Raw genomic sequence first — 19,057 nt, forward strand, 5'->3', positions numbered from 1 at the left:
CGTCGCCCGGGCGATCCTCGCGTCGTGGCCTCCGACCTCCCGTCCCCGCTCCGCTCCGCCCTGCTCGACGCGCTCGCCGTCGTCGCGCCCGTCTCCTGCGCCGGATGCGGGGCCCCCGACCGCGCGGTCTGCCCGGCCTGCGCGCACGCGCTCGTCGCCGAGCCGCGCATCCGCCGCCTCGAGCTGCCGGCGTGCCCGGGGCCCGGAGGCCGCGTGCCCGCCGCGCGGATCCCCGTCGGCTGCGGCGCCGCGTACGCGCCGCCCTGGCCCGCCCTCCTGTCGGCGTTCAAGGAGGCGGGCCGCACGGACGCGGCACGGGCGATGGCCCCGGTGCTCGTCCGAGCGCTCGCGGCGGCAGCGGACGCCGGCCTCCCCGACGACGACGAGGATGGCGTCACCCGCCCGACGGGGTCCGGGTCCCTCGCGGTGCTGCCCGTGCCCTCGCCGGCCGCCTCCATCCGCCGTCGCGGCTACGCGCCCGTCGAGGTCCTCCTCGCGCGCGCCGGCGTCCGCGCGCTCCGCCTCGGGGCGCGGCGCCTCCCGCCGCTCCGCTTCACGCGCCGCCCGGCCGACCAGGCGGGCCTCGGCGTCGCCGCCCGCGAGGCGAACCTGCGGGGGAGCCTGGTCGCCCGGGCCGACCTCCGCGGGCGGCGGATCCTCGTCGTCGACGACGTCCTGACCACGGGCGCGACCCTCCGCGAGGCGTGCCGCGCGGTCCGCGGCGCGGGCGGCGAGGTGGTCGCCTGCGCGGTCCTGGCGGCGGTGCCGGAGCGGGGTCGCGGCGGGACCCGTCGTCCGGCGACACCCGATGGCCGCTCCCTGTGCACTTCCGATGCGCCCGCGGTCCACCCGCCGGATGCCTCGCGCCGCGAGGGATCCGAGGTCTAGGCTCGCCCGAAAGGCGTGAAAGTGATCGCCCTCTTCCAGCGGGCGACGCGTCATGATCTGGAGGTACGTCATGGACATCAACATCACCGGCCGCAACGCGGAGATCACCGACCGGTTCCGCGTGTACGCCACCGAGAAGGCCGACAAGGTCGTCCAGCTCGCCGAGAAGTCCATCTCGCTCGACATCAAGGTCTCCCGCCACAGCGAGAAGTCCGGCGGATCCGCGGGAGACGACCGCGTGGAGATCACGCTCGTCGGTCCCGGCCCCGTCATCCGCGCCGAGAGCAGCGCCGCCGACAAGTTCGCGGCCTTCGACCTCGCCCTCGGGCGCATGCTCGAGCGCCTGCGCCGCGCGAAGGACAAGAAGAAGATCCACCGCGGCAACCACCGTCCCGTCTCGCTCCAGGAGGCGGCCACCGAGGGCTTCGCGCAGATCGACCTCGACCCCGCCGACGTCGAGCTCATCGAGCGGGTGAACGGGAAGAGCGTCGCCCCGGCTGACCAGCCGGCCGTCGAGGACGACTACTGCCCGGTCGTCATCCGCACCAAGGTCTTCCCCTCGCAGTCGATGACCGTCGACGAGGCCCTCGAGCACATGGAGCTCGTCGGCCACGACTTCTTCCTCTTCATCGACGCCGAGACCGACCGCCCGAGCGTCGTCTACCGCCGCAAGGGCTGGGACTACGGCGTCATCGGCCTGGCCGACGGCGAGCAGGAGCTCGCGGGCGCCGGTGCCGGCTCCCGGTCGCTGCGCCGCTGACTCGTTTCCGGTCCACGAGGCCCCGTGCGCTCCGGCGCGCGGGGCCTCCGTGCGTCCTCACCACCGGGGGTCAGGGCGCTCCCGGGAAGAGAGCCGGACGAGTCGGTACTATGGCGTTGCTCGTCGGCGGCGACATCCGCGCGCCGTCACGGCGGTCGTCGTCAACCGGCGCCCGCCCATCTACGCAGGGAGACACCGTTGGCCTCAGTACTCGAGAAGGTCCTTCGCGTCGGCGAGGGGCGCACGCTCCGCAAGCTGCAGAACTACGCCAAGGCGGTGAACCAGCTCGAGGAGGACTTCACGCACCTCAGCGACGAGGAGCTGAAGAACGAGACCGTCGAGCTGCGCGAGCGCCACGCCAACGGCGAGTCCCTCGACGACCTGCTCCCCGAGGCGTTCGCCGCCGTCCGCGAGGCGTCCCGCCGCACGCTCGGCCTCCGCCACTTCGACGTCCAGATCATGGGCGGCGCGGCCCTCCACCTCGGCAACATCGCCGAGATGAAGACGGGCGAGGGCAAGACCCTCGTCGCCACGCTCCCCGCGTACCTCAACGCCATCGCCTCGCGCGGCGTCCACGTCATCACGGTCAACGACTACCTCGCCAGCTACCAGAGCGAGCTCATGGGCCGCGTGTTCCGCGCCCTCGGCATGACCACCGGCGTCATCCTCGCGGGCCAGACCCCGCAGCAGCGTCGCGAGCAGTACGCGGCCGACATCACCTACGGCACGAACAACGAGTTCGGCTTCGACTACCTGCGCGACAACATGGCGTGGCAGGCGGCCGACATGGTCCAGCGCGGCCACTTCTTCGCGGTCGTCGACGAGGTCGACTCCATCCTCATCGACGAGGCCCGCACGCCGCTCATCATCTCGGGCCCCTCCGCGGGCGACGCGAACCGCTGGTTCACCGAGTTCGCCACCATCGCCAAGCGCCTCGTCCCCGAGGTCGACTACGAGGTCGACGAGAAGAAGCGCACCGTCGGCGTGCTCGAGGCGGGCATCGAGAAGGTCGAGGACCACCTCGGCATCGACAACCTCTACGAGTCGGCGAACACCCCCCTCATCTCCTTCCTCAACAACTCGATCAAGGCCAAGGCCCTGTTCAAGAAGGACAAGGACTACGTCGTCATGAACGGCGAGGTCCTCATCGTCGACGAGCACACCGGCCGCATCCTCATGGGCCGCCGCTACAACGAGGGCATCCACCAGGCCATCGAGGCCAAGGAGGGCGTCGCGGTCAAGGCGGAGAACCAGACCCTCGCCACCGTCACGCTGCAGAACTACTTCCGCCTCTACACGAAGCTCTCGGGCATGACGGGGACCGCCGAGACCGAGGCCGCCGAGTTCATGAGCACCTACAAGCTCGGCGTCGTCCCGATCCCCACGAACCGGCCCATGCAGCGCAAGGACCAGTCCGACCTCATCTACAAGAACGAGAAGGCGAAGTTCGAGCAGGTCGTCGAGGACATCGCCGAGCGCCATGCGGCCGGCCAGCCCGTCCTCGTCGGCACCACGAGCGTCGAGAAGAGCGAGTACCTCTCCAAGCTGCTAGCGAAGAAGGGCGTCCGGCACGAGGTCCTCAACGCGAAGAACCACGCGCGCGAGGCCGCCATCGTCGCGCAGGCCGGTCGCCTCGGCTCCGTCACGGTCGCCACCAACATGGCCGGCCGCGGCACCGACATCATGCTCGGCGGCAACGCCGAGTTCCTCGCGGTCGCGGCGATGAACTCCCGCGGACTCAGCCCCGTCGAGACGCCGGAGCAGTACGAGACCGAGTGGGACGACGTGTTCGCGGCGGTCAAGGCCGAGGTCGACGAGGAGGCGGAGAAGGTCATCGAGGCCGGCGGCCTCTACGTGCTCGGCACCGAGCGCCACGAGTCGCGCCGCATCGACAACCAGCTGCGCGGACGGTCCGGCCGTCAGGGCGACCCCGGCGAGAGCCGCTTCTACCTCTCGCTCACCGACGACCTCATGCGCCTGTTCAACAACGGCGCCGCCGCGAGCCTCATGGGGCGCGACAGCGTCCCGGACGACGTGGCCATCGAGTCCAAGGTCGTCAGCCGCGCCATCCGCAGCGCGCAGGGCCAGGTCGAGGCCCGCAACGCCGAGATCCGGAAGAACGTCCTCAAGTACGACGACGTCCTCAACCGCCAGCGCGAGGCCATCTACGGCGACCGTCGCCACATCCTCGAGGGAGACGATCTCCAGGAGCGCTCGCAGCGCTTCCTCGAGGCCGTCATCGACGACGTGCTCGACTCGCACATCGGCGAGGGCAACGGCGACGACTGGGACTTCGACGCCCTCTGGACCGAGCTGAAGACGCTCTTCCCCCTCTCCATCACCATCGACGAGGTGATCACCGAGGCCGGCAGCAAGGGCCGCGTCAACCGCGACTTCGTGCGCCGCGAGATCCTCTCGGACGCCAAGCTGGCGTACTCCAAGCGCGAGGAGCAGCTCGGCGAGGCGGCCATGCGTGAGCTGGAGCGCCGCGTCGTGCTGTCGGTGATCGACCGTCGCTGGCGCGAGCACCTCTACGAGATGGACTACCTCAAGGACGGCATCGGCCTGCGGGCGATGGCGCAGCGCGACCCGCTGGTCGAGTACCAGCGGGAGGGCTTCGCCCTCTTCCAGCAGATGATGGGCGCCATCCGCGAGGAGACCGTCGGCTTCCTCTTCAACCTCGAGGTCGAGGTGCAGGCTGCGGCCGACGCCGAGTCGGTCGGCCCCCGCATCCAGGCGAAGGGCCTCGCGGCGAACCAGGCCACGGCCGACAAGCTGCGCTACACGGCCCCCACCGACGATGGCGGCGTCGAGGTGCGCAACCAGCGCGGCCAGATCGAGAAGGCCGCCACGGCCAAGGCCCAGAAGGAGCAGGACGCGGAGGATGCCGTCCTCGTGGGCGAGGACGAGCCCGAGTCCCCGCAGGGTCCGCCCGCGCGCGGCGCCTTCGGACAGCCCACGGGTGGTGCATCCGCCGCTCCCCAGAACCGCGAGGAGCGTCGCAAGGCCGACCGCCGGAAGTAGGCGCCGGCGCCGGATCCGGCGCAGACGCACGAGAAGGGCGCCCCTCCGAGGAGGGGCGCCCTTCTTGGTGTTCGAGGCGGAGGTCTGTGACCGTCATCCGGACGACGGCCGTCTACGGCGGTGACGACCGTGCAGCGCTCGAGGAGCAGGAAGCCGGGGCGATACCCGGATCAGAGCACGTTGATCGCCGTGGCGCGCCAGCGGCGGTCGAGTCCTTCGAGGCGGATGGCGACGGCACGGGCGCGGGCGCGTCCGTGGACGACGATGACGGCCTCGATGACCCCGTCGCGGGGCGAGAACGAGGTGACGGTGCCGATGGTGAAGACCGGTCGCGTGACCGACTGCCCCTTGGTGCGACGGGCGCGTGCGCTGAGGACCACGCGCTTGAGCAGGTGCCGGTAGACGTCGTCGCTCACCCATCGCGCGATCTGGTCGAGCTCCCTGGCGCCGGCGAGGATCTCGATGACGCACCGCGTCAGGTTCTCCAGGAGCGGGCCGGACGGGGGGAGGTCCGAGCTGCTGCACGGCTGGCGTCCGAAGAAGTCGTCCACGTCGAACCGCTTGCGTGCGGTTCCGCGGACCGTCGCGGTAGGCGCGGGGGCGGCGGTGGAGCCGCCGGCGCGGTTCGATGCGGCATCGCCCTTCTCCGGGGGGATGGACGCCGAGGCGCGCTTCCGTGAACCGGTACGGCGCGGGGATGCGCTGTCGGCGCTCCCCGTGGCGGCACTGCGACGGTCGGGGAGGTCCTCCCGGGGCACTGCTTCACTCATGCGTCACTCCCATCCCGGTGCTCCCCCCCGATCGGGGGACCACGATGACTGGTCAACTGTGACATCGCGAGAGCCTGAGCGCATCTTCTGGAGGCAAGATGTGGACAACTGAGAGCGGATGTCAAGGAACGGACGCAAGGTGGCCCGGGTGTCCGAGCCCTCGTCGCTGTCCTCACCGCCCCTTCCCGTGCCCGGCGGAGCCGCATCGTGAGGTGGGACGCCCTCTTCGACGACCTCGAGGGGCAGTGGGAGACGGCGCAGCTGGCGGAGGAGCGGGACCGGCGCGCCGAGGAGGAGCGCGTGCGCATCGCGCGCACCGTCCTCCGCGACCGCCTGCGCGCGCTGACGGCCGTCACCGACCCCCGGCCGCTACGGGTCTCGCTGTCCGACGGGACGTGGATCGACCTGCGGGCCAAGGTCCTCGGGCGCGACTGGGTGTCGGGTGACCTGGTCGTGCCCGGGGAGTCCGGGTCCGGCCGGGAGCAGCGGGCGTGCATCCTGCCCCTCGTGTCGATCGACGCGCTCGCGCTCGACCGTGAGCAGGTGAGGGACAGCCTCGCGCCGACGTCCGCCCTCCCGCCGGAGCGCGGCATCGTCGACCGCATCGGCCTGCCGTTCGTGCTCCGGGACCTGTGCCGACGGCGTGCGCGGGTGGAGCTGCGTCTGCGCGAGACCGTCGTGGGCGGGACGCTCGATCGGGTCGCCCGCGACCACGTCGACGTCGCGGTGCACGATCCGGGGACGCCGCGGCGGGAGTCCGAGGTCGGGGGCTACCGGCTCGTCCCGCTGTCCGGCATCGTGCTCGTCCGCGTCTGACCGCGGGTGTGGACAACGTCCGACGCAGCCCGATCCCGTCCCCGACATTGACCCGCATGCCTCCCACACCCCGCTCCGCACGCCCTGCGCGCCGCCCCGTCTGGCTGGATCCCCGCTTCCTCATCGGCCTCGTCCTCGTGCTCGCCTCGACAGGCGGCGTCGTCGCGCTGCTCCGCTCCGCCGACGCCTCCGTCGTCGTCATGGCGGCGGGTGCGCCGCTCGAGGCGGGGCGCACCGTGCACGCCTCCGACCTCGTACCCGTGCGGGTCCGCCTCGACACGGCCTCCGGCCTCTACCTGGCCCCCGACGCCGCCGAGGGCATGGTCGTGACACGCTTCGTCGGGGCGGGCGAGCTGATCCCGCGGTCGTCCCTCTCCACCGCGGATGCCCGGACGAGCGCCTCCGTCGTGATCCCGACGGCGGCCGGAGTCGACCGTCTCGTGGTGCCCGGCACGGTCGTCGACGTCTGGGCGGCCGCGGCGAAGGGCTCCGGCACGTCGGCCCACGAGGCGCCCCGGGTCGTCGTCGCCGGGGCGACCGTCGCGCAGGTCATCAAGCCGCAGGGGTTCGTGGCGGACCAGGACCACACGCAGGTCCAGCTCACGGTGCCCCGGCAGGACGTGGCAGCGGTCATCGCGTCGACCGACGCCCGCGACGAGATCACGCTCGTGCCCGTGGGCGACGCGGGGGCCTGAGCGTGGCCTCGCTCATCCTCGCGCTGCCGCCCCGCGTGGAGGACGCTCTCCTCCGTGACGTGGTCGACGCGGGGCACACCGTGCTCGCGCGCGTCACGGGCTCGCAGGAGGTGGTCGCCGCGGTGCGAGCCGCGACCGCATCGCCGCTCCACCTCGTGATCGCGGCGGCGGCGTCGACGTTGGACCGGGTCGTGCTGGCCGAGCTCGACGCCCGAGGGGCCCGCGCCGTGGCCGTCGCCTCGAGCGAGACGGACAGGCGCAACGCGCGCGCCCTGGGGCACCACGAGGTGGTGGACGAGGGAGCGTCCTGGCGCGAGATCGAGGAGCTGCTGCTGACGGTGCGGCCCGCATCCTCGGGAGCCCGCGCGCCGTCGGCGGTGCGGCGTGACGACGCGATCGCGCCGCGTCTCGCGGGCGACGGGGCAGACACGGCACGACGCGGCGTCGAGTCGGACCGCGCACGCCTCCCCGTGGAGGCGGCGCGGTCGAGGCCGCGGGGCCGCCGGGGCGGGGCGCCTGCGGACGATGCGGCGGCGCCCGGACACGGGTCCCCGTCCCCGCGCGCGTCCCGCCCCGCCGGCGGAGGGGAGGCCCGGAGCGGCGGCCAGCGCGTCAGGCGGCGCGGGTTCCGGTTGATCCCTGCGCTTCGGCCCCGCGTCCCGGTGCCCATCCGACCGGCCGAGGCCGCCGACGAGGGAGGACGGGACGCGAGCGCTCCCGGCAGGGTGATCGCCGTGTGGGGCCCGCAGGGCGCTCCCGGCCGGACGGCCACCGCGCTCGCCATCACGGGCGAGATCGCCGCGGCGGGCCGCTCCGCGGTGCTGATCGACGCCGACGTCTACGGGGGGACGGTTGCCGCGACGCTCGGCCTGCTCGACGAGGCGCCGGGCTTCGCCGCCGCGTGCCGGCTCGCCGCCGCCGACAGCCTGACGGTGGGCGAGCTCGAGCGGGTCGCGCAGCACCATCCGTCGACGCGGGCGCCGGGCTTCGCGGTCCTCACCGGCATCTCGCGTCCCGACCGCTGGCCGGAGCTCGCCGAGGGCCGCGTGTCCGCCGTGCTCGAGGCGTGCCGCACCTGGCGCGACCACACGGTCGTCGACGCGTCCTTCAACCTCGAGGACGACGAGGAGATCTCGAGCGACATCTTCGCTCCGCGCCGGAACGCCGCGACGCACGCGGTGCTCCGGGGAGCCGACCACGTCGTCGCGGTCGTGTCCGCGGACGCCGTCGGCCTGTCGCGGTTCTTCCGCTCCTACGTGCAGCTCCTCGAGATCGTGGACCCGTCCCGCGTGTCCGTGCTGGTCAACCGCGTGCGGCCGAGCGCCGGGGGATGGGATGCCGCGGGGCAGGTGCGTCGCACGCTGTTCCGCTTCGGCAGCGTGGAGGCGGCCGCCTTCGTGCCGGAGGATCGCGAGTCCCTCGACGCGGCCGTGCTGGCAGGCGCCACCCTCCGCGATGTCGCTCCCCGCTCGCCGGCGCTCGTCGAGTGGTCGCGCTTCACCCGGGCGACCCTGTTGCCGCGCGAGGACGCCTCCCGCCGCATGAGACGCGACGCCCGTCCGCGGCGCGGGGCCCTCCGTCGGGGGGAGGCCGCCGCGGAGGAGGACGCCGCCCGCCCGCCTAGGCTGTAGCCGTGTCCACGCTCAGCGATCTCGTGCATGCCCAGGGTCTCTCCTCCGACGCCGACGTCGAGTGGCTGCACCTGCTCGTCGGGGACTGGCAGCTCCTGGCCGATCTCGCCTTCGCGGACATCGTGCTCTGGGTCCCGACCGTGAGCGGCAGCTTCGTCGCGGTGGCGCACGCCCGTCCGTCCAGCTCCGCGACCCTCTTCTACCGGGACTTCGTGGGCCAGCCCATCAAGGCGGAGTGGCGCAAGCAGGTGACCGACGCGCACGAGAGCGCGCGCATCATCGACTCCTCCGCCCCGGACTGGTACGAGGAGACGCCCACGCGCGTGCGGGCCGTGCCCGTCTTGCGCCGCCTGGCGCAGGGGAGCCCCGAGACGACCGAGACCCCCATCGCGGTCATCACCCGGCACACGAACCTCAGCGAGACGCGCACGCCGAGCCGCCAGGAGCTCACCTTCAACGAGTGCGCGAACGACCTCTTCGCGATGATCGCCGACGGCGACTTCCCGGACCTCGGCTCACCGACGGGACCGCGCCGCGGAGCCCCGCGCGCCTCCGACGGCCTGCTCCGGCTGGACGTCGACGGCATCACGACCTTCGCCAGCCCGAACGCGCTGAGCGCCTTCAACCGCATGGGCTTCTCGGAGGAGCTGGAGGGGGAGTCCCTGGCCGACGCGACGTCGAGCCTCCTGACCGGCAAGCGGCTCACGGTGGACGAGTCGCTGCCGCTCATCGTGGCCGGTCGTGCCCCCTGGCGCACCGACATCGAGTCGCGCGGCGTGACGGTGTCCCTCCGGGCCATCCCCATCCGCAGCCACGGCGAGCGGGTCGGCGCCGTCGTGCTCTGCCGGGACGTGACGGAGCTCCGGCACCAGGAGCGCGAGCTCATCACGAAGGACGCGACGATCCGCGAGATCCACCACCGCGTGAAGAACAACCTGCAGACCGTGGCCAGCCTGCTCCGGATCCAAGCCCGGCGTTCGCACACCGAGGAGGCGCGCGAGGCGCTCGGTCACGCCCAGCGTCGGGTCGGCGCTATCGCGGTCGTCCACGACACGCTCAGCGAGGGCCTCAACCAGAACGTGGACTTCGACGCGGTCTTCGACCGGGTGCTGCTGCTGATCGCCGAGGTCGCCTCGGCGCACAACACGCGCGTGCACCCGCAGATCCTCGGCCGCTTCGGGATCCTGCCGAGCGCCTACGCGACCCCGCTCGCCCTCGCGCTCACGGAGCTCGTCACGAACGCGGTCGAGCACGGGCTCGCGGGGCGCACGGGAGAGGTGGCGATCGAGGCGGCGCGCACCGAGGAGACGCTGACGGTGAGCGTGCGCGACGACGGGGTGGGCCTGCCGGAGGGCAAGGTCGGCACCGGCCTCGGCACCCAGATCGTGCGCACGCTGATCCAGGGCGAGCTCGGCGGCACGATCGACTGGCACACGCTCATGGGCAGCGGCACCGAGGTGACCATCGAGGTCCCGCTGCGCTGGCTCGCGCCCGCCATGTCCTGAGCCGCGGGACGCGCCCCCGGGCGGCGCCGGGACGACGAGAGCCGGGCCGCCCCTCGGGCTGCCCGGCTCTCGTCGGTCGTGCGGTGGATCGGATCAGCTGGCGCGGCGTGCGCGCGCGGCGCGGCGCTTGAGCGCGCGGCGCTCGTCCTCGCTGAGGCCGCCCCAGACGCCCGAGTCCTGACCGGTCTCGAGGGCGTACTGCAGGCACATCTCGGTGACGGAGCAGCGGCCGCAGACGGCCTTGGCCTTGTCGATCTGGTCGACGGCCGGTCCGGTGTTCCCCACGGGGAAGAACAGCTCGGGGTCCACAGTCAGGCAGGCTGCCTTGTCACGCCAATCCATAGGGGTGCTCCTCAGGTCGTTACTCGTTGCGCGGCTGATCAGCCGTGTGATGGGGGATGGGGCGAGGCGTCCGGGATCGGCATCGGGACGGGGCACGTGGCCCCTCCTCGTGAGATGCTCAGCTTCAGGAATGCGTTCCTTGTAAGCTCGGTTCCGGATCTGCTCACCACCCTGTGAACGAACTCGACCTGGAATATCGTCGCATAGAGCCAACGATCAATCAATAGCTTTGTATGGGAACGTGCTGTGACCGGAACCGGTGATGCCCTCGATCCGCGCGACGCCGAACCGGCCGTCCCGAGATCCCCTGCCGTGGTGCTGCTGGCGGTGCTGATCGGACTCGAGGCGCTCGCCATGGCCGGGGTCACGGCGCTCCTCGTGGTCGACCTGCTGACCTCGACGCCGTCCTCCCTCGCCAGCGCCGTGGCGCTCATCGCCCTGGCGGCCCTCGCCGCGGTGTTCCTCGCCGCCGTCGTGCGGGGGATCCTGCAGGGGCGGAGCTGGGTCCGCCCCGCGGCCGTGACCTGGCAGGTGCTGCAGATCGCCGTGGGCGTGGGCAGCCTCCAGGGCGCCGACGCCCGTCAGGACCTGGGATGGGGCCTCATCGTCCCCTCGGCGGTCGTGCTGGTCCTGCTGTTCACGCGCTCCGTGATGCACGCCACGCGCCGTCGCTACTGAAGCCACGGCACGCAGCGCCCTCGGGCCTCAGGCGTCGACGCCGAGCTTCTTCCGCAGTGACGCGACGTGCCCCGTGGCCTTCACGTTGTACAGGGGGAGCGCGACGTTCCCGTCGCCGTCGACGACGATCGTGGAGCGGATCACGCCCGTGACCTTCTTGCCGTAGAGCGACTTCTCGCCGTACGCGGCATAGGCGCGGTGCACCTCGAGATCGGGGTCGGAGAGCAGCGTGAAGCCGAGGCCCTGCTCCTCCCGGAATCGCGCGAGGTCCTCCTGCGGGTCCTTGGAGATGCCGAGCACGCGGTAGCCGGCGCCCTGGAGGGAGTCCATGCTGTCGCGGAAGTCGCAGGCCTGCGTGGTGCATCCGGGCGTGCCGGCCGCGGGATAGAAGTAGACGATGACGTCCTGGCCGCGGAGGTCGGACAGGGTGACGGGCGCGCCGTCCTGGTCGGGCAGGGTGAAGTCGGGGGCGGGCTGCCCCTTCTCGAGGCGGGTGGTCTCGGACATGGGGGAGCCTCTCGTTCGCGGGGTCGGCCTCCATGCTAGGGCCGTGAGCCGGACCCCGATCCCAGTGTCCACGGCCTCGATTGGCGTGCGCCCGCGACGTGGTGCTAGTGTCATCTCTCGGTCCGGTACCCCGTTCGACAGGGTCCTCACCTGCACCTCTAGCTCAATTGGCAGAGCAACTGACTCTTAATCAGTGGGTTCTCGGTTCAAGTCCGAGGGGGTGCACCACCAGATCCATCGGGGTCGTCGCTCCTCGGGCCTCCCACCCCGGATCTCCCGGACGCGATCGTCGTCGCCGAAAGGCTCCGACACGCCGCGGCCGGAGCGACCTGCGCCGGGCGCGAACGCTCGGACCGCGGGGCGCTGATCGGCGCGACCTGTGACGGGGGCGGCGTGGGCGTCGCCGCACGCGGTGCAGGCCGACCTGCGACGCGGATCGGTCCACCGGGCGTCGTCGCCGACGTGCGCGCAGCGAGCGACTCGCTGGCTTCAGCCCCGTTCTGGGCAGGGACGACTCTATTTCCTAGCTAATAGAATTAATTCGGCATCGACGTGCGGTCGAGCGAGATGGATCGGGGCGGAGGGGGCGAAGCCTCCTGCGACCCATGACGCCATGCACGCTGCGCTCCGTCACGACGGCGCCGGGCCGTGCGCACCCGCTCTCGCGTCCCTCCCCGCCGCTCCTCCGACGTTCCGAGAGAGAACGATGATCCGACCCTCCTCGCCGCTGCGCCTCCGCGCCTGCGCCGCAGTCGTCACCGTGGCCATGGCCGCGCTCACCCTCACCGTCGCGAGCCCCGCAGCGCCGGCTGCCACGGCTGCCGTCGTAGCGGACCCCGGCGCGTCGACGCCCGTGCCGGTGGGCGCCGGCTCCTACGCAGCGGCGCCTCCGAAGTCGCTCGACCGTCCGGGGCACGACGTGACCGCGGTGGTGGACAAGGAGCTGCACATCGATCCGTCGATGCGCGGCGAGCCGGTCCCGACCAACGAGTGGTGGTCGGATCTCCTCGTGAGCCGGTTCTCCGGCAACCTCTGGGCTGACCCGTTCGTCGTGTCGAACACCGAGCGGGGCACCCGCATCGCGTACCCCACCGAGTGGAACGACCAGGGCACCGCCATGCTCGACGACTCGGCGATCCAGGTGCAGGGAAGCGTGCCGCCGCAGCCCGACCCCTCGGACATCGACATGGCGGGCTTCGAGGACGCGACCCTCCCCGCGGGCTGGACCTCGACCGGCGACGCGTTCGACACCCCGACGGCGGGGACGGCCGCGGGCCAGACCGCCGTCGAGGGGTACCTCGGGAAGGGGCTCGTCAACTCGTTCACCTCCGAGAAGGGCGACGGCGCCATGGGCACGCTCACCTCGCCCGAGTTCACCGTGGACCGCGACTTCATCGGCCTCTTGGTGGGCGGCGGGGCCCACCCCGGGCGCACCGAAGCGCGCCTCGTCATCGAGGGCGAGACGGTCGCGTCGGCGACCGGCGAGCAGTCGGAGAGACTGCGCTGGGTCACCTGGGACGTCACGGCGCACGCCGGGCAGAGGGCGACCATCCAGATCGTCGACGACATGCCGGCCGGGTGGGCGCACGTGCTCGTCGACCAGATCGTCCGCACCGACGTGCCGGAGGGCCTCGGAGACCGCTTCGGCACCTCGTTCCGCGCCACGCAGGCCGACGCGCTCCGCTGGGGGGACTGGAACGTGAGCTGGCGGATGCCCCAGTCCGCGACCCGGTACATGGACGTCACCCTCGCCCGCGGCACGCCGTACACCTGGTTCGAGTTCGAGGGCGTCGAGCCCCGGATCTCCGTGGGCGCCGATGCCACGTTCGCCGCGGCGGACGGCACGCCGCTGCGGTTCCCCGCGACGGTCGACGCCTTCACGATCACGCAGGACGACCGCGCCTTCGGCGTACACGCGCCCCACGGCAGCTCGTTCGACCTGTCGGGTGACACGATCGAGGCCACCCTCGCCGCGGACCACCTCGTGGTCAGCGCCCTCCCGGCGACCGGCGCCGACCTCGACGACATGTCGGCGCACGCGTTCGCGGTCCCGCGCGACACGACGATGGAATACGAGTACAGCGTCGAGCGCGGCGAGGTGGTCGAGACCTACGCGATCGAGACCGAGGCGCTGCAGGGCACCGACCTCGACACCGTCCAGGGCTGGCTGCCCCACACCTACAACAGCACGACCACGAACATCGACTTCGCGCCGGCGACCTACGCGACACCGCGCGGGCTCATGAGGACGGCGGTCGGGCACGGCGGCTGGGAGGTCACCCACCCCTTCACCGGGATCACGCCGGTGGCTCCCGCGCCGCAGCAGACCGGGCGCGCCCATGACTACGACGTGGCCGTGATGCAGGACTTCGTGCGCGGCTACGCCGAACGCACCCAGTACGGCGGCGACACCTACTGGGGCGGCAAGGACGTCCTGCAGCTCGCCGAGTACATGACGATGGCGAAGCAGATCGGGGACACCGCGTCGTACGAGAAGCTCAAGGCCTCGCTCACCACGGCGCTCGACGACTGGTTCACCTACGCGCCCGGCGAGGACGAGAGGTTCTTCGCGCGGTACGCCACCTGGAAGGCCCTGATCGGATTCGGCGACTCCTACGGATCGCACGAGTTCACCGACAACCACTTCCACTACGGCTACTTCACCCTCGCCGCCGGCCTCCTCGCGTTCGAGGACCCCGCGTGGGCGGCCGAGTACGGCCCCATGGCCACCCTCGTGGCCAAGCAGTACGCGAACTGGGACAGGGACGACGAGGACTTCCCCTACCTGCGCACCTTCGACGTGTTCGAGGGGCACTCCTACGCCGGCGGCTACAGCTCCGGCGGCGGCAACAACCAGGAGTCGAGCTCCGAGGCGATCCAGTCGTGGGCCGGCCTCTTCCTGCTCGGGTCGGCGCTCGGCGACACCGAGATGCAGGCGACCGGCGCGATGGGCTACGTCACCGAGCGCGCCGCGGTAATGGACTACTACCTCGACTACAACGGCAACCCGGACGCCGCGCACGGCACGGGTGTCGGGGTGTTCCCCGAGGCGTACGTGCACAGCACCACGGGCATCCTCGGGGACTCCGGACAGGCCTTCGCCACCTACTTCAGCGGCGACCCGGCGTGGACATACGGCATCCAGTGGATGCCGACGGGACCGTGGCTGAACTACCTCGGGTGGGACCGCGGCTTCTCGAACAGCCTGCTCGACGACATGTTCGACGAGCGGGCCCCGATCAACGGCCGATGGGCGGAGGAGGAGATCGAGGGCCTCCTCGGTCTCGCGGCCAAGCAGGCGGCGGGGACCGGCACCTGGTACGGCGGAACCGTCACGAAGAGCCCCGTCGACTCGGTCAACACGCTCAAGGATGTCGTCCGCAAGGCGTACCTCAACAATCCGGGGTACACGAGCGCCGAGGTGACGGCGAACCCGCTCTACGACGCCGCGACCGGGGAGCTCCGCTTCACGGTGGGCGAGGGCGACCAGCTGGCCTTCCCCGACGAGCACTGGACGCCGGGCTCGCTGCCGGACGGGTTCGCTCCCGCGACCCCGCCGGCGGATCGCCCGGACGCGGATCCGGACGAGTGGGCGCCGGGCTGGGCGCTCTTCGACTACCTCTCGACGGACTACAGGGCCGACCCCGACGTGCAGCGGGACCTGCACGCCTACGACGTGTCCGGCTACGAGAGCGGCGTCGACACCGCGCAGGCGGCCGGCGTCTACAGCCGCATGGGCGATGCGCTCGGCAACGTGGTGCTCGGCATGACCGCGCAGAGCGACCCGGACTTCTACGCCGACGTGCACGCGGAGCTGGCGAAGACCGGGGACCCCGTCGTCACGAGCGACTCGATGGCCGGCGCGGTCTACTACAACGCCATGGCCAACCGCTCGCTCGGCAGCGAGGTGCTGACGCGCCACGTGGCCAACCCCACGAGCCAGGTGTACTACGACGCCCGGACGAAGGCCTACAGCTACGCGGTGTTCAACGGCACCGACGCGCAGGCCGGCTACGACGTCTACGACGGCGACGCGGTGATCGGCACCATCCAGGTGCCCGCGCACACGATGGTGCAGCACCACCTCGACGCCGCTCTCGACCGCATCGTCGTCACGGCTCCGGAGTCCGCGAAGACGGTGCAGCGCGGCGACTCCCTCCGGTTCACCGCCGTCGGCTACGACCAGTACGGCGCGACCATCCCGATGGACGACCTGCGGTGGAGCGTCGACGGCGGCGGCGCCATCGACGCCGACGGCACGTTCACGGCCACGGAGGACGCGGATCCGGTCACCGTCACCGCCGCCTCTGGGTCGACGACGGCCGACTACGAGCTGCGCGTGGCACCTCGTCCCGTGCTGTCGGCCCTCGCGGTGTCGCCGGAGTTCGTGCGCGTCACGGAGGGCGGCACCACGCCGTTCTCCGCGACCGGTCGCGACCAGTACGGCGACCCGATCGGGATCGGTCCGGTCAGCTGGGAGACCACGGCCGACGCGAGCGTCGATGCCGCGGGCGTCCTCAGCGCCCGTGCCGCGGGCGCCGGCTACGTGCGCGCCTCGGCGGGCGGCGCGTCCGGGACGTCGGTCGTCGCGGTGATCCCGCCCGGCGTCGACATCGCGCGGGGCAAGCCCGTCTCGGCGTCGACCTCCGACGGCGCCAACACCGCCGAGGCGGCGGTCGACGGCTCGTCCAGCACGCGCTGGGAGAGCGCGCACGGCGCGGGCGAGCAGTGGCTGCGCGTCGACCTCGGAGCCTCGCACGACATCTCGTCCGTGCACGTCGGCTGGGAGACCGCGGCGGCCGCGGAGTACGAGATCCAGGTCGCGGACGACGCGGACGGCCCGTGGAGGACCGTGGCGACGGAGTCCAAGTCCGCCCCCACGGCCGACGACGTATCCGTGGATGCCACCGGCCGGTACGTGCGGATCCTCGGGCTCGAGCGCCTCACCGACTACGGCTACTCGATCTGGGACCTCGGCGTGACCGGGACCCCGTCGGCCTCCGCGATCGAGGCCAGCGAGCTCCTGGTCACCCCGCAGGACGCCACGGTCGTGAGCGGGCGCGACGTCGTGTTCGCCGCGTGGGCGTTCGACGACGCGGGCAACGGCGGCCGGACCGACGGATCGTTCGCGGCGGAGGGCGGCACGATCGCCGCCGACGGCACCTACACCGCGGGCGCGACCGCCGGGGCGTTCCCGGTCACCGCCGAGTCCGACGGCGTCCGGGGCTCGTCTACCGTGACGGTGCGCGCGAACGGAGCCGGGGGACCGGGACAGCCCGAGACCCCGACCCCGGGGGCGCTCGCCGACGTCGCGTACGGCAAGAGCGTCACGGCGTCGTCCACCGAGAACGCGGGCACCCCCGCCGAGTTCGCGGTCGACACGTCGCCGGCCTCGCGCTGGTCGAGCGCGGCCACCGACGACGCCTGGATCGAGGTCGACCTCGGCACCGTGGCGTCGATCGCGCGCATCGACCTGGACTGGGAGGCGGCGTACGGATCCGGTTACCTGCTGCAGACCCGCGCCGCGGCCGGTGACGACTGGTAGACGGTCGTCACCGAGTCCGCCGGCGACGGAGCGCATGACAGCCATTCCCTCGACACCCGCGCGCGCTTCGTGCGGATGACGGGCGTCGAGCGGGCGACGCCGTACGGCTACTCGCTGCACGGCCTCTCGGTGTGGTCCGCCGACGGCACCGTGGTCGCCCGGAACCAGGCCGAGGGTGCGCAGGTCAGCGCCACGAGCGAGGCGGCCCCGGGGACGAGGGCCGAGAACGCGGTCGACGGCGACCCCTCCTCGCGGTGGGCGAGCGAGGCGAGCGACGACCAGTCGATCACCGTCGACCTCGGGCGGGCGTCGGACGTCGCGTCGGTCGCCGTGCGATGGGAGGCCGCCTACGCCTCCGAGTACCTGATCCAGGGCGCGACGACCGCGGAGGGCCCGTTCACGACGCTCGCCACCGAGAGTGCGGGAGCGGGCGGGACCGAGACGTTCGACGTGCGGGGCGAGCACCGCTTCATCCGCGTCCGGGGCCTCGAGCGCGCGACGCCGTACGGCTACTCGATCTACGAGATCGTGGTGCGCGAGCGCGAGCGCGAGCGCGAGCGCGAGCGCTAGCGTGAGGCGAGGGTGCGCACCCGACCCCCGCCGACCGCGTCGGAGGCCGGGGGAGAACCGTGAGAGAATACGTCTCGGACCATCACCGCGGACGCCCCTGGCGGAGCGCCGCGGCGGCCGGTGATCTCGGTGCACCGGCCACGCTCCATGGCATCGCCTCCCGGCACGGCCATGGCGCGCGACGTCGGCGCCCACGCGGCCTCCATGCGCGTGCGCGACATCTCCGGCACACATCTCGAGGGATCGAAGGACAGCACTACATGATTTTCGAAGTAGGGGAGACCGTCGTGTACCCCCACCACGGCGCAGCCACGATCACCGCGGTCAAGACCCGCACCATCAAGGGGGTCGACAAGAAGTACATCACCCTCCAGATCCACCAGAGCGAGCTCGTCATCGACGTGCCCGTCGACAACGCCGAGCTCGTCGGGCTGCGCGACGTGATCGACAGCTCCGGCGTGGAGGCCGTCTTCGACGTGCTCCGCGGCGACGTGGAGGAGGAGGCCGGCAACTGGTCGCGCCGCTTCAAGGCCAACACCGAGAAGATGGGCTCCGGCGACGTCCGCCGCGTCAGCGAGGTCGTGCGCGACCTCTGGCGCCGCGACCAGGACTCGGGCGTCTCGGCCGGCGAGAAGCGGATGCTGGCGAAGGCCCGCCAGATCCTCGTCTCGGAGCTCGCCCTCGCGCAGAAGTCCACCGACGAGGAGGCCTCCGTCGTGCTCGACGGCGTCCTCGCGCAGAGCATCTCCGCCTGACCCGACGCGCCCTCGGGCGCGCGCACGCCGACGGGCGGTCCCTCCACGCGAGGGGCCGCCCGTCGGCGCATCCGGACGATCCCCGGTCGTGTCGGTGGCCGGATCCCGCCGGGCCCGTCAGCCGTCCGGGCACCGGCGTAGGGTGCGATCATGCGCGATCACCCCGAACGACCCGACCACGACGGCCCCCTCGAGCAGAACCCGCTGCAGCCGGCCGGGCGTGGGCTCAAGGTGTGGATCTTCGTCATCGCGGCGCTCGTCGTCGTCGCCATCGTCGCGTTCGCCCTCGTGCGCCTCGCGACCGCGGGGCAGAACACGCCCGGCCCGTCGTCGCTCGGGGAGCTCGTCGGGATCGCCTCCGCGGCACGCGCCCTGATCTGATCCGGTCGCTCCCGCCGCCGCCTCCGCCTCCGCCTCGCGAGGGTGAGGCGGGCGAGCGGGAAGCGCCCTCACCGCGCCCTCCCCAGTCGTCGGTCCTGCTGACCGTCCGCTCCCCACGACGGTGCGACATCGGGCGCGCGCTCCATCCGGTATCCCGGGAGCTCGGGACGGGGGAGCGATGGGCGGCGGC

Annotated in this window: 15 protein-coding genes and 1 tRNA gene; 13 read left to right on the forward strand and 3 right to left on the reverse strand. The window is 72.3% G+C overall.

The features are described 5' to 3' along the window. The first annotated feature begins 24 nt into the window (after positions 1 to 24). From PED38_RS00925 to secA, 3 genes are all read left to right on the forward strand, one after another. The gene (locus tag PED38_RS00925; protein ID WP_270979171.1) at positions 25 to 888 is read left to right on the forward strand and encodes a ComF family protein; all 864 of its coding nucleotides are present in this window, start codon (positions 25 to 27) and stop codon (positions 886 to 888) included. Between the two features lie 70 nt (positions 889 to 958). Then, positions 959 to 1,648 (forward strand): ribosome hibernation-promoting factor, HPF/YfiA family, encoded by a 690-nt coding sequence (gene hpf, locus PED38_RS00930; RefSeq protein WP_063071325.1) that lies wholly within the window; start codon positions 959 to 961, stop codon positions 1,646 to 1,648. 198 nt (positions 1,649 to 1,846) lie between these two features. After that, positions 1,847 to 4,672: a preprotein translocase subunit SecA gene (gene secA / locus PED38_RS00935; protein WP_270979174.1), complete on the forward strand. Its 2,826-nt coding sequence runs from the start codon at positions 1,847 to 1,849 to the stop codon at positions 4,670 to 4,672. A gap of 170 nt (positions 4,673 to 4,842) precedes the next feature. On the opposite strand, the gene PED38_RS00940 is transcribed toward secA, so the two are convergent. After that, positions 4,843 to 5,223, reverse strand: coding sequence for an Rv3235 family protein (locus tag PED38_RS00940; RefSeq protein WP_254654501.1), 381 nt, complete (start codon positions 5,221 to 5,223; stop codon positions 4,843 to 4,845). 426 nt (positions 5,224 to 5,649) lie between these two features. Between PED38_RS00940 and PED38_RS00945 the strand changes: the two genes are divergently transcribed. The 4 genes from PED38_RS00945 to PED38_RS00960 are packed head-to-tail and all read left to right on the forward strand — an operon-like array spanning position 5,650 to position 10,089. Further along, positions 5,650 to 6,258, forward strand: coding sequence for a hypothetical protein (locus PED38_RS00945; RefSeq protein WP_063071328.1), 609 nt, complete (start codon positions 5,650 to 5,652; stop codon positions 6,256 to 6,258). A 56-nt stretch (positions 6,259 to 6,314) separates the two neighbouring features. Further along, positions 6,315 to 6,953 carry an SAF domain-containing protein gene (locus PED38_RS00950; protein ID WP_063071329.1) on the forward strand — a complete coding sequence of 213 codons (639 nt, stop codon included), beginning with the start codon at positions 6,315 to 6,317 and terminating at the stop codon, positions 6,951 to 6,953. A 2-nt stretch (positions 6,954 to 6,955) separates the two neighbouring features. Continuing rightward, on the forward strand, positions 6,956 to 8,584 hold the full coding sequence (locus tag PED38_RS00955; RefSeq protein ID WP_270979177.1) for an AAA family ATPase: 1,629 nt from the start codon (positions 6,956 to 6,958) through the stop codon (positions 8,582 to 8,584). A gap of 2 nt (positions 8,585 to 8,586) precedes the next feature. Next, positions 8,587 to 10,089, forward strand: a complete 1,503-nt coding sequence (locus tag PED38_RS00960) for a sensor histidine kinase (RefSeq protein WP_063071331.1) — start codon at positions 8,587 to 8,589, stop codon at positions 10,087 to 10,089. Between the two features lie 93 nt (positions 10,090 to 10,182). Here the strand turns inward: PED38_RS00960 and PED38_RS00965 are convergent, their stop codons facing one another. After that, positions 10,183 to 10,431 carry a WhiB family transcriptional regulator gene (locus tag PED38_RS00965; RefSeq protein ID WP_012037746.1) on the reverse strand — a complete coding sequence of 83 codons (249 nt, stop codon included), beginning with the start codon at positions 10,429 to 10,431 and terminating at the stop codon, positions 10,183 to 10,185. Positions 10,432 to 10,677: 246 nt separating this feature from the next. On the opposite strand from PED38_RS00965, the gene PED38_RS00970 reads away from it, so the two are divergent. Continuing rightward, on the forward strand, positions 10,678 to 11,109 hold the full coding sequence (locus PED38_RS00970; protein WP_063071332.1) for a hypothetical protein: 432 nt from the start codon (positions 10,678 to 10,680) through the stop codon (positions 11,107 to 11,109). A 27-nt stretch (positions 11,110 to 11,136) separates the two neighbouring features. On the opposite strand, the gene bcp is transcribed toward PED38_RS00970, so the two are convergent. Further along, positions 11,137 to 11,616: a thioredoxin-dependent thiol peroxidase gene (gene bcp / locus PED38_RS00975; RefSeq protein WP_063071333.1), complete on the reverse strand. Its 480-nt coding sequence runs from the start codon at positions 11,614 to 11,616 to the stop codon at positions 11,137 to 11,139. 152 nt (positions 11,617 to 11,768) lie between these two features. Between bcp and PED38_RS00980 the strand changes: the two genes are divergently transcribed. The 5 genes from PED38_RS00980 to PED38_RS01000 all read left to right on the forward strand — a co-directional run bounded on the left by PED38_RS00980 (position 11,769) and on the right by PED38_RS01000 (position 18,867). After that, a tRNA-Lys gene (locus tag PED38_RS00980) sits at positions 11,769 to 11,844 on the forward strand. 478 nt (positions 11,845 to 12,322) lie between these two features. Next, entirely contained in the window at positions 12,323 to 17,161 is a 4,839-nt protein-coding gene (locus PED38_RS00985; RefSeq protein ID WP_270979185.1) for a glycosyl hydrolase, read from the forward strand. A 75-nt stretch (positions 17,162 to 17,236) separates the two neighbouring features. Beyond that, positions 17,237 to 17,731: a discoidin domain-containing protein gene (locus tag PED38_RS00990; protein ID WP_270979186.1), complete on the forward strand. Its 495-nt coding sequence runs from the start codon at positions 17,237 to 17,239 to the stop codon at positions 17,729 to 17,731. Positions 17,732 to 17,991: 260 nt separating this feature from the next. After that, positions 17,992 to 18,486: a CarD family transcriptional regulator gene (locus PED38_RS00995; RefSeq protein WP_012298114.1), complete on the forward strand. Its 495-nt coding sequence runs from the start codon at positions 17,992 to 17,994 to the stop codon at positions 18,484 to 18,486. Positions 18,487 to 18,636: 150 nt separating this feature from the next. Further along, positions 18,637 to 18,867 (forward strand): hypothetical protein, encoded by a 231-nt coding sequence (locus PED38_RS01000; RefSeq protein WP_270979188.1) that lies wholly within the window; start codon positions 18,637 to 18,639, stop codon positions 18,865 to 18,867. Positions 18,868 to 19,057 lie beyond the last annotated feature (190 nt).

The organism is Clavibacter sp. CT19 (genome assembly GCF_027858075.1).
Lineage (GTDB): Bacteria > Actinomycetota > Actinomycetes > Actinomycetales > Microbacteriaceae > Clavibacter > Clavibacter tessellarius_A.